Consider the following 14,786-nt stretch of genomic DNA (forward strand, 5'->3'; position numbering starts at 1 on the left):
ATGGAATTAGAGAAAATTTTTGTAAACGGAACACTCATCTGGTATTACTACATTTGCAAAAGGGAGGTATGGCTTATTGCTCACGGAATAGAAGCAGAGCAGGATAACGATTTCATCGCCGTCGGAAGGCTGATTCACGAAAAAAGATATAAGAACAAAGCAAAAGAGCTGTTGATAGACAATAAAATAAAAATAGACCTTCTTGAAAACAGAAAAGTGATCGGTGAAATTAAGAAAAGTTCAAGGTTTTTAAAAAGTGCAAAGATGCAGCTTGCATTTTATCTGTATTACATAAAAGAACAGAAAGGAGAACTTTTAACGGGAGAGCTTTTCATTCCCGAAGAGAGAAAAAGAATACAGGTTAAACTGAGCAAAAAGCTTGAAGAAGAAATCAAAAAGACCATAAAGGAAATAGAAAGGATAATTGATCTTCCCCATCCTCCGCCGGCTAAAAAAATCAGATTTTGCAGAAACTGCGGATATAGAGAATTTTGCTGGAGTTGAAGATGAAACAGCCCTTAATAATATTCAAAAGCGGAACAATAAAAAGGGAACAAAACACAATATTTTTTATTGAATACGAAGGTAGAAAGCATGTAATACCCGTTGAAGCCATATCCGAAATTGAAATTTTCGGTGAAGTCACCCTTAACAAAAGGGCTCTGGAATTTTTCTCAAAAGCCAAAATACCAATTCACTTTTACAACTACTACGGATATTACGTCGGGACATACTATCCGAGAGAACACCTGAACTCGGGATATGTAATCCTAAAGCAGGCGGAACACCATCTTGACCCCGACCTCAGACTTTTCCTCGCAAAAATGTTCGTTTATGGAGCCTACAGAAACATAAGACAAAATCTCAAAAACTACGACCGTGACAAAAGTGTAGAAGAAATAGATGCTTTCGCAGACAAAATAGAAGACACAAAGAACATACAAGAACTAATGGCTATTGAAGGTAACATAAGAGAAACCTACTATAAAAACTTTAATAATATTCTAAAGCAATTCAATTTTAATAAGAGGCAGAAAAGACCTCCCGATAATGAAATCAATGCCTTGATTAGTTTTGGCAACACACTCCTTTATACAAAAGTCCTATCGGAAATCTATTTTACCCATCTTGATCCCCGCATAGGGTACCTTCACCAGACAAACAACCGGAGTTTCACTTTAAATCTTGATATTGCTGAAATCTTCAAACCCATCATTGTTGACAGAGTTATTTTTTCCCTTGTAAACAAAAAAGTAATAAACAAAAAACATTTTGAAATTGAAGCCGGAACTTGCTTTTTAAACGAAGAAGGTAAAAGAATATTCGTAAAAGCCTTTGAAGAACGCCTCAAAAACACGATAAAGCACAGAAAGTTAAACAGAAAAGTTTCCCTGCAAAGACTCATAAGATTGGAATGCTACAAACTGATTAAACATCTTATAGAAGATGAAGTCTATGAACCTTTTATAACGAGGTGGTGATGTTCGTAATTTTAGTCTATGATGCCGGTGAAAAAAGGGTGCAAAAATTTTTAAAAATATGCCGCAAATACCTTGTTCACGTCCAAAACTCTGTATTTGAAGGAGAACTAACAGAAGCAACACTGAGAATGCTTACGGAAGAACTTAAAACGATAATGAATGATGAAGAAGACTCCGTTCTAATCTACAAATTTCGGACAAAAAAATATTACGAAAGAATAAGCATAGGAATAGAGAAACCGTCCCACGAAAGTTTCATGTTTTAAGCATGTGTCGGGAATCAATTTTTAGACCGAAATGGTTTAAACACCATAGTCTCAATGGTTTCAAAACCATATATTAGAAGTTAATAATTATTTTAATCAACATCACCGACACTTGACACCACACATTAACCGATGCTAATATGAATATAAATCTTGACGTTCTTTGAAAAAAGAATAAGTTTTAAAATAGGTTTTAAGCGTACCTCTAAGGAATTGAAACCATAGATAGAAGTATCGGATATAATAGCTCTTACAAGTTTTAAGCGTACCTCTAAGGAATTGAAACGGTAGTGGAAGGATAAGGAAGGTAAGAATAAAGAAGAGAGTTTTAAGCGTACCTCTAAGGAATTGAAACTAATAGAAGGTGTTAAGCAAGTTCTGACATCTTTTTTGTTTTAAGCGTACCTCTAAGGAATTGAAACATGAATAGGTATAGAAATAATTTATACATTAGAGTTTTAAGCGACTCAAGGAATGAACTAATAAAAAAGTAATTATACAATTTTGTTATTTAGAGTTTTAAGCGTACCTCTAAGAATGAAACTATAGGCTGTGAGTAAATTGCAGGGATTATAGTTTAAGCGTACCTCTAAGGAATTGAAACATTTTTAATGAGGTCATCCAAATGAAAAAAGTTTAAGCGTCCTCTAAGGAATTGAAACTACTCTGATCTCTAATATCCCAGATTTATGAGGTTTTTAAGCGTACCTCTAAGGAATTGAAACGCCGTTATTTGATTTCTCTGTAGTGGTAATGGAATTTTTAAGCGTACCTCTAAGGAATTGAAACTCAGCATTAGTAAGGGATTGAACAAGGGAATGTTTAAGCGTACCTCTAAGGATTGAAACGGGACGATAAAAAGAAGTTTCGACAGCAGATACTGTTTTAAGCGTACTCTAAGGAATTGAAACTGTCTTTGCCCAGTCAGCACCCAAACGCTCAGTTTTAAGCGTACCTCTAAGAATTGAAACTGCCATGAGTATCTGCAAAAACTTTCTCTGATAGGGTTTAAGCGTACCTCTAAGGAATTGAAACAGAGAAAACCATCTGCAGGAAGACCAAAAACATGTTTTAAGCGTACCTCTAAGGAATTGAACCAAATGAAAAAAGGCAAGGGCAAGAACCCCGTTTTTAAGCGTACCTCTAAGGAATTGAAACTATTCAACGCCAAAACAGTTTTTGACTGATGAAAAGGTAACGTACTCTAAGAATGAAACTAGATATGAATTTCTGCCAGTATGGCGATTTCGAGTTTTAAGCGTACCTCTAAGGAATTGAACAAATATAAGGAACATTCTGAGACTTCTAACATTCTGGTTTTAAGCGTACCTCTAAGAATTGAAACTTTCTCACGTTCTTTCATTCTTCTTCCTGTCGCCTTGTTTTTAGCGTACCTCAAGAATGAACTCCGCAACATCCCCGAAAATCACTTTTCAATTGTTTTAAGCGACCTCTAAGGAATTGAAACATTTTCCATGTCTGCTTCAGAAATCCCAGCTCTGTTTTTAAGCTACTCTAAGGAATTAAACTGTATAAGCAACGATTTAGAATCATGCCAGTCGTTTTAACGTACTCTAAGGAATTGAACACGTTGCATTGCGAACGGGAATCCGCTTTTTTTGTGTTTAAAGCGTACCTCTAAGGAATTGAACCGCATTTTCAAACGATGAGGAAAGATCAAAAGGAAAGTTTAAGCGTACCTCTAGGATTGAACTTTTTCTACACCTTCACACTACGATAGGTCAACAGTTTTAGCGTACCTCTAAGGATTGAAACGCAACTGCAATCGTGAGGTTGGAGCTTCCGGGTTTTAAGCGTACTCTAAGGAATTGAAACCCATTGTAAGCAGGTTTGCCTGCATACTTTCCGGGAGAAGGTTTTAAGCGTACCTCTAAGGAATGAAACTAGTGACAAGGAACATACGGCGGTGGCGTATCAGTTTTAAGCGTACCTCAAGATTGAAACCAACTTGCTGAGAAATGAAATCACGAATCTTGAGTTTAAGCGTACTCTAAGGAATAAAAAAACTTTTTGTTCCGAAAAAGAAAATGCTGTTTTAAGCGTACCTCTAAGGAATTGAAACATAAAGGAGGAACAGCCTATAATACACTTCGGAAGTGTTTAACGTACTCTAAGGAATAAACTGCGGAGTTGCCTCGTCGCGAGAGCTCTGTTTAAGCGTACCTCTAAGGATTGAACTTTTGATCAAAGACTCTTCTCGCGCCTTTAAGTTTAAGCGTACCTCAGAATTGAACCTTGATGAGCTTCTGCCGAAGAGCTTCGCTTATACTCGTTTAACGTACCTCTAAGAATTGAAACTTATACTACTTACTTCAAGTATCGCTTGGTCTGATTGTTTAAGCGTACTCAAGGATTGAAACCACCTCCTTGTTTTGTTTTCATCCCCGTCTGGATCGTTTAAGCGTACCACTAAGGAATTGAAACTTTAGATTCATACAGGCTACTTGCTCTAAATCATAGCGGTTTTAAGCGTACCTCTAAGGAATTGAAACTTGCGCTTCCAGTGTCAAGAGCGATAAAGAAGCGTGTTTTAAGCGTACCTCTAAGGAATTGAAACCAAGCCTGTAAGATGTTATCAGGGCAAAGGTTGTTTTGTTTTAAGCGTACCTCTAAGGAATTGAAACATAAGGCGCTATCTGCACGGGCGGCCGGTATGAATCCTGGTTTTAAGCGTACCTCTAAGGAATTGAAACGAGCAAAGACAGCAAGAGCTTGATTACCTAAAAACGTTTTAAGCGTACCTCTAAGGAATTGAAACTGACCTGCTTGCAAAGTTCTTTCTTTTAAAGGAGAAGTTTTAAGCGTACCTCTAAGGAATTGAAACTAGCTATTGGAACTAAGATTCTGGATATGGCTGAGAGTTTTAAGCGTACCTCTAAGGAATTGAAACTGTTGAGGTTCCTGAAAAGCTGTTTGATGAAATCCTGTTTTAAGCGTACCTCTAAGGAATTGAAACTTCATGTGCTTTGGTCTGTGAAATACGCTGTGAACGGTTTTAAGCGTACCTCTAAGGAATTGAAACTCGGACAAAGGCGACGGGACAAAACCGTATATACACGTTTTAAGCGTACCTCTAAGGAATTGAAACAAGTAGTAGATACCATTTCACAAAAATACACGGGTGTGTTTTAAGCGTACCTCTAAGGAATTGAAACAGAACCCGCATATATCCAACTATGTCAACAATGGCAGGTTTTAAGCGTACCTCTAAGGAATTGAAACTAGAGAAGAAATTCAACGTCAAAATACCGGACACCCCAGTTTTAAGCGTACCTCTAAGGAATTGAAACACTGCTAAAGATAAAGCTGAAAAGGTGAAAGAGTTTGAGGTTTTAAGCGTACCTCTAAGGAATTGAAACTACATTTCACCACGTTCATTTTTCTTTTTAATTTCTGTTTTAAGCGTACCTCTAAGGAATTGAAACGAAATTCAACACAACCGGCGTTTTTAATCGATATAGACAGTTTTAAGCGTACCTCTAAGGAATTGAAACAGCTCCTCAAAGGGAAACCGAGTATGCCAAGCCAGTGTTTTAAGCGTACCTCTAAGGAATTGAAACCTCTGATGCCGAAAAGCCACCCGAAGGCACGAGGGAGTTTTAAGCGTACCTCTAAGGAATTGAAACTACTGAGTCATGGCTATCTCTTTGTATCGCCGCTGAAGGGTTTTAAGCGTACCTCTAAGGAATTGAAACAAGAAGCCCGAAAGGTTTTCGGCCTTGGAAATCATTGCGTTTTAAGCGTACCTCTAAGGAATTGAAACAGGTCATCTTCTGTAACGGTTCCACCTACAACGATGAGTGTTTTAAGCGTACCTCTAAGGAATTGAAACGCCGAGTGCACACAGACCGGAACCATCGGAAACGGCGTTTTAAGCGTACCTCTAAGGAATTGAAACTCAGATTTTCTACGATCCTAATCCTCAGGATGTTGAGTTTTAAGCGTACCTCTAAGGAATTGAAACAAGCAGGCTTTCTATCTTTCAGCCTATCGTTAGAGAGTTTTAAGCGTACCTCTAAGGAATTGAAACAAGCAGGCTTTCTATCTTTCAGCCTATCGTTAGAGAGTTTTAAGCGTACCTCTAAGGAATTGAAACAACTTTCTGGAGGATTATCTCTATTTGCACTAAGTTCAGTTTTAAGCGTACCTCTAAGGAATTGAAACAGAAAATTAGGCGGAAACTCATAATAACGTTTTACAATTTCGTTTTAAGCGTACCTCTAAGGAATTGAAACTGCAGAAATCTCCACAAGCGAGTCGGCACCTTTCATGTTTTAAGCGTACCTCTAAGGAATTGAAACTTTCTTTAAAGTCCGGCGTTACATCTTCCGGAAGTTTCGTTTTAAGCGTACCTCTAAGGAATTGAAACAATCAACTTTCGGCGGAAAAGCGCCAGGAAGCTTTAGAGTTTTAAGCGTACCTCTAAGGAATTGAAACTCCTGCTGTATTAGGCTTGCAAAGCGTTTTGGAACATCTCGTTTTAAGCGTACCTCTAAGGAATTGAAACGAAAGTCAGGGTATTCTTTCAGCTGTTCCTCTATAGTTTTAAGCGTACCTCTAAGGAATTGAAATTACTTTTCGTTTTAAACTGGTAAAGAAAAAGATGAGAAATTTGTTAGTTTATACTAATAGTTGAATCATGCTAGACTCAGGTTAAATTTTATTAGTAAGCGGTGGTGAAAGCCAGAAAGTCGCCCTGGCTGGCTGGGCGGGTCCTCCTGAGTGGAGGATTCGTTCTATGGAGGGGGTGGGCGTCCTCCCACCACCGCCTAACTTAGTTTAATTTACATTTCAATTAACGGGGATATTTTAGATTTAGGATTTCTATAAACCCAGAGAAAGGTGGAAATCTTATACCGGAGTGGAAAATGAAAATTATCAAAAATCCTGCCACGGTAGAAGATAGGGATTTGGCAAGGGCTTACAAGATAGCTTTAAAGTTCTTTGCAGAAAGGGGTTTTAAGGTAAAAAAAGTAAGGATGGGTATTTCTCCTTTTGCCCCTACTCATAAAAAATCAATGATAGTCGAAATTTCGCCGGCTCCCAAACACATTGTTGATCTTGTTCATCTAAAGCAAGACCTACAAAAAAGAATAGGTAAGAAAGTTGGGGTTACCCTGGTATGAAAAAAATTTCCTGACAAAAATTTAAAGCATACCTCTAAAGAACGGAAAATTGTTGTGAATTTCACAGGGTTTGACGCCGCAGAAAAAAGTAAAAGAAAAACTTGCCGGGGCGATAGAAAAAAACTTAAAGAGTAACCACATAAGCTGGGAGCAAAACTGCCACCTGATGACCCATTCTCCCCCAACCAATTTAACCACCATTCAACAGTAAGAGCGATTTTTAAAGGTTCCAATGAGGCGAAAAAGATTAGGAAAAGGAAACCAAAAGACATTTCGCCGGTTCCTGAAAGATTTGACGCAAGTCCATTGGAAAGCTGGTGGAAGTTAACGGACTCTATGGCCAGGAGAATCGTAGAATACGGAGCGAAAGATGAGGTTCTGGAAAAGGCTAAGAAGCTCTGCCAGAAAAACTTTGCCGATGAGTGCCCAGAGTGGGAAGAGGTTAAGAGGTTGATTGAGAAATACAACAGAAGACGAGAAGTTTTGAAGAAACTTATTGGAGAAGAACGCACTCCAAAGGTCAGGCTTATAGACGGCCGGATTGCTGATGTCAAAAAAGGGCCAGGAATGGGTAAGGAGTAAGGTTGTTGAGGTGTTTGAGGATGAGCTTGGTAATAAGTATTATCTTTCGGAATTTCATCTCAGGAGACACTTGCTTCGCGATAATTTGAACAAACTCAAAAAAACTGGCATCACAACGGAAAAAGCAGTCATATTTTTCATTAGAAATTTTTCATTAGAAAGACCTTCAAGGAACCGCAAGTGATAATTCACGATACTGAAGAAAATGCAATTCTTTTCGGAAGAAAGTCACCTTCAGACCAATTCGTTATGTTGCCTGTAGCAGGTTTGGATAGTGGTAGAATAGAGACAATCTTGGTGAGAAGGACTAAATTCCAAAATGTGAAACGTTATAAAGTGCTTTATAGCGAGGTAGAGGGATGGTAACTGTTCTTCACTTTGAAGATAGGGAACTTGCTTTTGCTCTTGATTCAGGAATGGAAGGTGAAGGGGTTGATTTTTCTGGGGAGTTTGGAGATAACATCTACGACAACAATGGAGTAATTTGTTTTTACAACTATGCTTTTCGCTCTCTCAATGGAGAGGGTAACATCTTTAAAGAGCTGGAAAACTTGGTAAAAGATACTACACTTTTTGAAAACCAAATCAAAGGTCGTTACACCGTTCCAGAACTCGGCGTAGAAAACGCCACTTTCAAAGAAGTTCTTGAAGCAGTGAAGAGGTATTACGAAGCTAAACTCTCACAAAAATGGCCTGCTAAAACATTTTAATCTACCTCGAAGAAATTAAAATTATACTCACTATAATTATTTAAGAAAGGTGGAAATCCTATGCCGGAGCGGAAAATGAAAATTATCAAAAATCCTGCCACGGTAGAAGATAGAGACCTTAAAAAAGCCTATGAACTTGCCTTAAAGTTTTTAGAAAGTGAAAGGTATAAGATAGAAAAAGTTAAAATGGGCATTTCACCTTTCGCACCAACTTACGAAAAGTTTATGATTATTCATATAACACCATCGCCTAAAAAAATATCTGAACTTATAGAGTTAGAAGACAAACTTCAGAAAAAAGCAGGAAAAGAGGTGGGAATTTCTTTATCATGAAATTTCTCCCTTACAAATCACAAAACCATGCAAAAGTCTTCCATAATCTTTGTAAGGAATGATAAAATATTTTAAAATTGCTTCGGACCCGGAGAAAAAGTTGAAAACAAAGAGTGAAAAATTAGGCAACATTGAAGAAAAACTAGTTACATTACTGGTTTCGGGATTTACCGTTTATATCATTTTTTTTGAATTTCCATGTATCTATCTGTATAAACATGAATACATTACGCCGGAACAATATGACCTCTGTCTTCACGCCACACATTATAGATACAGATTCACACTTCTCATATCTTCTCACCTCATCATAGCATTTTTTTCGGTTTTATACTTATACAAAGTTTACAAAGCTGGCCAAAAACGGCTGGTAATTAGTTGTTTATTCTTTTATGCATTTCTTATTATTATTTATTTTATATCCCAATTTCACTTATTTTAAAAAGTAAAAACGAGCATCTAAAGCATCTAAAGAAAGTTAAGAAAATAACCATAAAAGCAGGTCTTCAAGGCTGGATTTTCGGTAAGGCAGCGGCGTAAGAATACCATGATATCTTTTTAAGGATACAAAGAAACCTTTAACCGCAGTAGTATCCGACCATCCGGCCAGTTATTTTTATCCTTTCACCTTCAGAAACTTTATCCTTTAAAAGAACGGCGAGATTTACGCCTTCCGTTTCTAAAACTGTACTGAACAGTTCCTGATTATCCAAATTGACAGCAGCCGAAGATACTGCCCTTCCGATTACGGTGTATCTATCTTTTGATATATGCAAAATCGCACTCCTAAAAAACTCTTCCGGATTTCTGCGAACTTTCTTTAAAAGCAACGATGCGTTATCAATGTTTAAAACCTTTTCAAGTCTATCTATCGCCTTTCCGTGTCCCTTTAGCGCAAGTTTCAAAAGACGAATAACACGGCTGTCCTCTATTGGCGACGACGGTTCTTCAACCTTTTCAGCCACGCCGTCCGCAAATATTGCTACTTTTACAGGAACCTCCCATTTCAATGCTTTTGGCAGGTCACAGATATTGGCAAGTGTAAATGAATAGATATTACCCGATTCCACTTCCACCGCTTCCGCTAAAAGTGTAAAATCCGAAAAATCCTTGATTTTAAACGAGAAATCTTCAAACAACATCTCCGTACCGCTTTTAAACCCTGCAAAGCATCCGAGATAATTTTCATCCCACTTTCTAAAAATGTTACGACTTTTTTTTAATAGAAAGTAAGTAATAAAAGAGAACTCATCAACTTCAAACTTTTTGCCGATTAGCAACTCTCCCGTATCAAGTAGATCTTCAAATATAAAATATTTGACCTCTTTCCTGATACCTTTTTCTTTTGCCTTATAACAGAACCTGTTTTTTATTTCGGAAGCAATGAGAAAATTAGATTTCATAAATTTCCCCGGAAAAAGGGGGCAAGCCCCCTTTATTTAAACAGAATGAATTTCAAGAGCACTGAAGAAATAAGGAATCTCGTAGGCCGCTGATTCCGGTGAGTCTGATGCGTGAACGGCATTTCTTCCTACATCAGTCCCGTATTTACTTCTAATTGTTCCTTCAGCAGCTTTTGCCGGATCTGTTGCACCGATAATTTCTCTAACCTTTGCAATGGCATTTTCACCTTCAAAAACCATAGGAACACAGGGACCGGAAGACATGAAGTCTGTAAGTTCATCGTAGAAAGGTCTATCCTTGTGAACGATATAGAATCCCTTTGCCTCTTCTTTTGACATGTGAATCATTTTGAGAGCTATCAGTTTCAGGTCATTTTCCTGTAAGATTCTGATAATGTCACCGACAGCGTTTTTCTTAACAGCATCCGGCTTTACGATAACAAGTGTTCTTTCAACTGCCATCCTGAACCTCCATATTTTTTGTTGTGAGATTATACCCGAATTAATGGGAAGAAGAAATTGAAACTTTTACCTTTCCATCTGATTAAGGAAAACTCTAAAAATATCAATATCCTCTGGCGTTGTAATTTTTATATTTCTGTAATCCCCCTTTATTGCAACAACCGTATAACCGTAACGCTCAAGCAGAGAAGCATCGTCTGTTCCCCAGAAGCCCTCTTCGGCTGCTTTTCTATGACACTCCATTAAAACTTCAAAATTAAAAAGCTGCGGTGTTTGAACAAGGATCAACTTCTCCCTGTTGAGGGTCTCTTTAACAAGAAAATCGCTTCCTTCAAGGGAAGCTCCCACAGCCTTTACCGTGTCCTTTGGTTTTACTGCAGTTATTACTCCCTCCACTCCGTACTCCTGATATGCCGACACAAGTTCATCTATCATCCTTTTTGTTACAAGGGGCCTCACGCCATCATGAATGACCACCTCTGAACATCTACCGTCTATGTACTTCAAACCGTTGAAAACAGACTCCTGCCTTTCGCACCCTCCGGGAATAATTGCTTCAACCTTTGAAAAGTCCTTTACTCTGAGCTCCATTTCCGGAATGGACTCTTCAGGCGCAACAACAACAATTTTATCTATAAATGGACTCTCTTCAAAAGGTTTTAGAGTAAACTCTATAATAGCCTTTCCACTCACTTCTATAAACTGTTTTTTTCCTCCAAACCTTTTCCCTCGCCCGGCAGCAGGAATAATTGCGTATCTCACTTCACAACCTCTTTTGGCTTAACAAAGATTATCTTTCCCGAAGATGTTTGAAGAACGTTGTTTACCACAGCCCTTATCCTGTGTCCTATGTAGGCTTTACCTCCGTCAACAACCACCATCGTCCCGTCATCAAGATATCCCACTCCCTGTTCCTTCTCTTTTCCTTCTTTCATAACAAAAACGACCAATTCTTCACCAACTGCCACAACAGGTTTAAGGGCGTTCGCAAGATCATTAACGTTCAAAATCTCAACACCCTTTATAGAAGCAACCTTGTTCAGGTTGTAGTCTGTAGTTATAAGCTTTGCCTTTAAAAGCCTGCACAGTTCCACGAGCTTTGCGTCAACCTCTTTTATCCTTGGAAAATCCCTTTCGTATATTTCAACCGGCGGATTTTTGATCCCCTTAAGCAGAGAAACCTGCTCAAGTCCTTTCTTACCTTTGGTTCTGACATTCGGGTCAGTTGAATCGGACAGGTATTGAAGTTCTTCAAGAACAAATCTCGGAATTACTATCTTTCCTTCAACGAACCCCAATTTTATAACTTCAACAATCCTTCCATCTATCAAAGCGCTTGTGTCAAGAACCTTAATTGTTGCGTAAAGACCCGTTTCTCCTTTCCATATCTCGGAAAGGGGCTTATCACCTATCATTTCAAGAAAAGCAAAACCAAACAGGTAGGGAAGTGTCAGGTAGAGAATTTCCTGAAGATAGGGAAAATTGGTAAAAACAGCATACAGGGATATGGTTATTCCCTTTGCAAGGTACAGACCTAAAAAGAAACCTGCAGAAAATACTAAAAGTCCCCTGATTTTAAACTTCTTCTGGTGAAAGACAAAAGTGTAGAGCAAAACAGCAGCAGCAGTTATAAGAATGCCTATAAACATGGATTGAGTAGCGGCGAAACCGTAGTTTCGGAAAATAAGCGTAGATACCAAAAGCAGAAAGATAAAGAAAACACCTATGAGCCTCTGTATGTTCATCGCTTTTTAACCTCTTTCAAAATCTTCCTTATTTTCTTTTTTACTTCTTTTATGTCTTTTCCCAAGGAAAGAGCTATCTCTTCCGAAAGCTTTTCAAAGGCTTCTTCAAACATACGCTTTTCCGAGTAAGAAAGTTCTTTCTCCTTCGTTCTATAAGATAGATTTCTCACAACAACCGCAAGCTCTTTTACATCACCTGTCTTTATTCTATCAACGTTTAGCCTGTGCCTTACAGTCCACTTGCTACTTATATTTTCAGGAACTTCCGACAGAAACTGAAAGATTTCATCTATTTCCTTTTCGTCAAGTACAGGACGGATGCCCGAACTTTCAATAATATTTTCAGGAACAAGCACAGACATGTTTTTACCTAAAAGTTTAATGCGGAAGAAGAGAATCTCCCTTTCCCCCACGGTTCTTTTTTCCTCTCCTTCCACAATTCCTACACCGTGAGGCGGATAGGCAACCTTATCTCCTATTTTAATCAATGGTCTCTCCTAATGAGGTTTCTTTATCGGAATGTTTTCCTTTTTAGGCTCTCCGTATGGAACCGGAATGTATTGAACGGAACTTGTTGCAGTAGGTTGATAGTAAAGTTCCATAAGGTCATAAACCTCATCCGGAACATCAGTCTTAACGTTTATTCCTATATCTTTTAAAACATCAACCGTTAGAGGATAGTCGTGGGTCCAGTAACCGCAGGTTAAAAGCTCGGCAATTTCTTCTGCCTGTTTTTCCTTTTTTCCCTTAGCTATTAAAATTCTTTTTATTGTGTTTTTCATTTGATTTAAAGCTTTCTCTGCAACATCTGCAAGAATTAAAGTTTCATCCTTTAAGTTCACATTTTTCATTTTATAAGCTTTTATAACTGAAGGAGCTGGAAACTGCCCCAACTGCGGATCAAGAGGACCGAGAACGGCGTTGGGATCCATTATAACTTCATCGGCAGCAAGGGCTATCAGTGTCCCTCCAGACATAGCGTAGTGGGGAACTATTACCCTTACAGGGCTTTTATGTTTAATAAGGGCTGAAGCGATCTGTGTTGCTGCAAGGGCAAGTCCTCCTGGCGTATGAAGTATTAAATCTATCGGCATATCATCGGGAGTCATCCTTATAGCTCTTAAAATTCTTTCAGAATCTTCTATCGTAATGTAGCGCATAATAGGAAAGCCCATAAAAGCCAATCTTTCCTGTCTGTGTATCATCGTTATTACGCGGGACTTTCGTTTCTCTTCTATTTTTCTTATAAGCCTCAACCTTGCCCATTCAATATTTTTTTGTTGAATAAGTGGCCAGAGAGAAAAAATGATTATTAACATCCAGAAAATATCAAAAAATGAACCTCCCTGCATCCTGCCTCCCTTTTAAAAATCCTTATAAACTATTTTACCATTTCTGATTGTAAGCTTTACCTTTCCCTTTAAAGGCCTGTTAAGAAAGGGGGTATTTCTACTCTTGGACTTAATCATCTCCTGCGTAAGGATGTACTCTTCGTCAGGATCAAATACGGTTATATTTGCACGGCTCCCCGGTTTAAGTGTTCCTATATCTTTCCTGTTAATAATTTCTGCCGGGTTTTTAGATAATTTTTCTACCATCTGTGAAAGTGTTAGATAACCTTTTCTCACAAGGTCAAGAGAGAGCGGAAGAAGAGTCGGAAAACCAATTATTCCAAACGGTGCATAGTTAAACTCAACCATCTTCTCATCAACAGAATGGGGGGCGTGATCGGTAGCTATTATGTCTGCAACTCCCGTTTTTAAAGCTTCTCTACAAGCTCTAACATCCTCTTCAGTCCTAAGTGGTGGTGCCATTTTAGCGTTTGTATCAAATGTTCTGACCGCTTCCTCTGTTAGTGTAAAGTGGTGAGGTGTTATCTCACACGTAACGTTAACACCCTCCTTCTTTGCCTCCTCTATTATCTTTAAAGCTCCTTTCGTTGAAACGTGACAGATATGAATCTTTGCTCCTGTAAGCTTCGCAACCATTATATCTCTGATAGTTCCAATCTCTTCTGCTTCGGGCGGAATACCCGGAATACCAAGGTAGGTAGAAAGCCGGCCTTCGTTCATGTGCCCGCCCGCTGAAAGAGTTTTGTCTTCACTGTGACAGAAAATTGGTATTCCGAAACTTTTTGCGTAATCGAAGGCGTTCCTCAACAGTTTTGAATCTCTTGGCGTTTCTCCGTCATCTGAAACTGCAACAATTCCCGCTTCAACCATCTGACCGATTTCTGCTATCTCTTCACCTTTAAGTCCTTTAGTCAAAGCACCTACAGGGAAAACATCACACAGGTTTACCCTCTTTGCCTTTTCTATAATGTATCTTGTAACAGAAGGGTTATCGTTAACAGGATCAGTGTTGGCCATACAGCAAACAGAGGTAATACCTCCAGCAACTGCACAAAGACTTCCAGACTCAATATCTTCTTTCCATTCGTAGCCGGGATCTCTCAGGTGAGTGTGTATGTCAACAATTCCAGGCATCAAAACAAGTCCGGAAACGTCAATAATATCTTTCGCTGAAGAAGCTTCTATGTTCTCTTCAATCTTAACAATTCTGCCATTATCAATTAAAACGTCTACCTGTTTTTCTATCCCCTGAGAAGGGTCAACAACAAGAGCACCTTTTAGAAGACAGCTATCCATCTACATTTC

14 protein-coding genes and 2 CRISPR repeat arrays are annotated in these 14,786 nt (G+C 38.5%); of the genes, 7 read left to right on the forward strand and 7 right to left on the reverse strand.

The window, feature by feature from the left end:
* The 7 genes from cas4 to H153_RS0103230 all read left to right on the forward strand — a co-directional run bounded on the left by cas4 (position 1) and on the right by H153_RS0103230 (position 8,519).
* Entirely contained in the window at positions 1 to 504 is a 504-nt protein-coding gene (cas4, locus tag H153_RS0103190) for a CRISPR-associated protein Cas4 (protein ID WP_022846700.1), read from the forward strand.
* 2 nt (positions 505 to 506) lie between these two features.
* Positions 507 to 1,481, forward strand: coding sequence for a type I-B CRISPR-associated endonuclease Cas1b (gene cas1b, locus H153_RS0103195; protein WP_022846701.1), 975 nt, complete (start codon positions 507 to 509; stop codon positions 1,479 to 1,481).
* Positions 1,481 to 1,747 (forward strand): CRISPR-associated endonuclease Cas2, encoded by a 267-nt coding sequence (gene cas2, locus H153_RS0103200; RefSeq protein WP_022846702.1) that lies wholly within the window; start codon positions 1,481 to 1,483, stop codon positions 1,745 to 1,747. The genes cas1b and cas2 overlap by 1 nt, the downstream gene beginning before the upstream one ends.
* Before the next feature lie 190 nt (positions 1,748 to 1,937).
* Positions 1,938 to 2,893: a CRISPR direct-repeat array (repeat unit 30 nt; unit sequence GTTTTAAGCGTACCTCTAAGGAATTGAAAC).
* 849 nt (positions 2,894 to 3,742) lie between these two features.
* Positions 3,743 to 6,340: a CRISPR direct-repeat array (repeat unit 30 nt; unit sequence GTTTTAAGCGTACCTCTAAGGAATTGAAAC).
* Between the two features lie 296 nt (positions 6,341 to 6,636).
* A complete protein-coding gene (locus H153_RS0103205) occupies positions 6,637 to 6,894 on the forward strand; it encodes a hypothetical protein (RefSeq protein WP_022846703.1) in 258 nt (85 codons plus the stop codon).
* A 306-nt stretch (positions 6,895 to 7,200) separates the two neighbouring features.
* Positions 7,201 to 7,476 (forward strand): hypothetical protein, encoded by a 276-nt coding sequence (locus H153_RS0103210; protein ID WP_155883397.1) that lies wholly within the window; start codon positions 7,201 to 7,203, stop codon positions 7,474 to 7,476.
* Between the two features lie 359 nt (positions 7,477 to 7,835).
* Entirely contained in the window at positions 7,836 to 8,186 is a 351-nt protein-coding gene (locus H153_RS0103225) for a hypothetical protein (protein ID WP_022846707.1), read from the forward strand.
* A 75-nt stretch (positions 8,187 to 8,261) separates the two neighbouring features.
* Positions 8,262 to 8,519 (forward strand): hypothetical protein, encoded by a 258-nt coding sequence (locus H153_RS0103230; RefSeq protein WP_155883400.1) that lies wholly within the window; start codon positions 8,262 to 8,264, stop codon positions 8,517 to 8,519.
* Between the two features lie 578 nt (positions 8,520 to 9,097).
* Here the strand turns inward: H153_RS0103230 and H153_RS0103235 are convergent.
* From H153_RS0103235 to H153_RS0103265, 7 genes are all read right to left on the reverse strand, one after another.
* The gene (locus H153_RS0103235) at positions 9,098 to 9,922 is read right to left on the reverse strand and encodes a hypothetical protein (RefSeq protein WP_022846709.1); all 825 of its coding nucleotides are present in this window, start codon (positions 9,920 to 9,922) and stop codon (positions 9,098 to 9,100) included.
* A gap of 36 nt (positions 9,923 to 9,958) precedes the next feature.
* The gene (gene ndk, locus H153_RS0103240) at positions 9,959 to 10,384 is read right to left on the reverse strand and encodes a nucleoside-diphosphate kinase (RefSeq protein ID WP_022846710.1); all 426 of its coding nucleotides are present in this window, start codon (positions 10,382 to 10,384) and stop codon (positions 9,959 to 9,961) included.
* A 66-nt stretch (positions 10,385 to 10,450) separates the two neighbouring features.
* Positions 10,451 to 11,146, reverse strand: coding sequence for a 2-C-methyl-D-erythritol 4-phosphate cytidylyltransferase (gene ispD, locus H153_RS0103245; RefSeq protein WP_022846711.1), 696 nt, complete (start codon positions 11,144 to 11,146; stop codon positions 10,451 to 10,453).
* Positions 11,143 to 12,129, reverse strand: coding sequence for a PIN domain-containing protein (locus H153_RS0103250; protein WP_022846712.1), 987 nt, complete (start codon positions 12,127 to 12,129; stop codon positions 11,143 to 11,145). Before H153_RS0103250 ends, ispD begins: the two co-directional genes overlap by 4 nt.
* On the reverse strand, positions 12,126 to 12,617 hold the full coding sequence (locus H153_RS0103255; protein WP_022846713.1) for a CarD family transcriptional regulator: 492 nt from the start codon (positions 12,615 to 12,617) through the stop codon (positions 12,126 to 12,128). The genes H153_RS0103250 and H153_RS0103255 overlap by 4 nt, the downstream gene beginning before the upstream one ends.
* Before the next feature lie 9 nt (positions 12,618 to 12,626).
* Positions 12,627 to 13,481 carry an ATP-dependent Clp protease proteolytic subunit gene (locus tag H153_RS0103260; protein ID WP_022846714.1) on the reverse strand — a complete coding sequence of 285 codons (855 nt, stop codon included), beginning with the start codon at positions 13,479 to 13,481 and terminating at the stop codon, positions 12,627 to 12,629.
* Positions 13,482 to 13,493: 12 nt separating this feature from the next.
* Positions 13,494 to 14,777: a dihydroorotase gene (locus tag H153_RS0103265; protein WP_022846715.1), complete on the reverse strand. Its 1,284-nt coding sequence runs from the start codon at positions 14,775 to 14,777 to the stop codon at positions 13,494 to 13,496.
* Positions 14,778 to 14,786: the final 9 nt, after the last annotated feature.

The sequence above is a fragment of the Desulfurobacterium sp. TC5-1 genome, from assembly GCF_000421485.1.
Taxonomy (GTDB): Bacteria; Aquificota; Aquificia; order Desulfurobacteriales; family Desulfurobacteriaceae; genus Desulfurobacterium_A.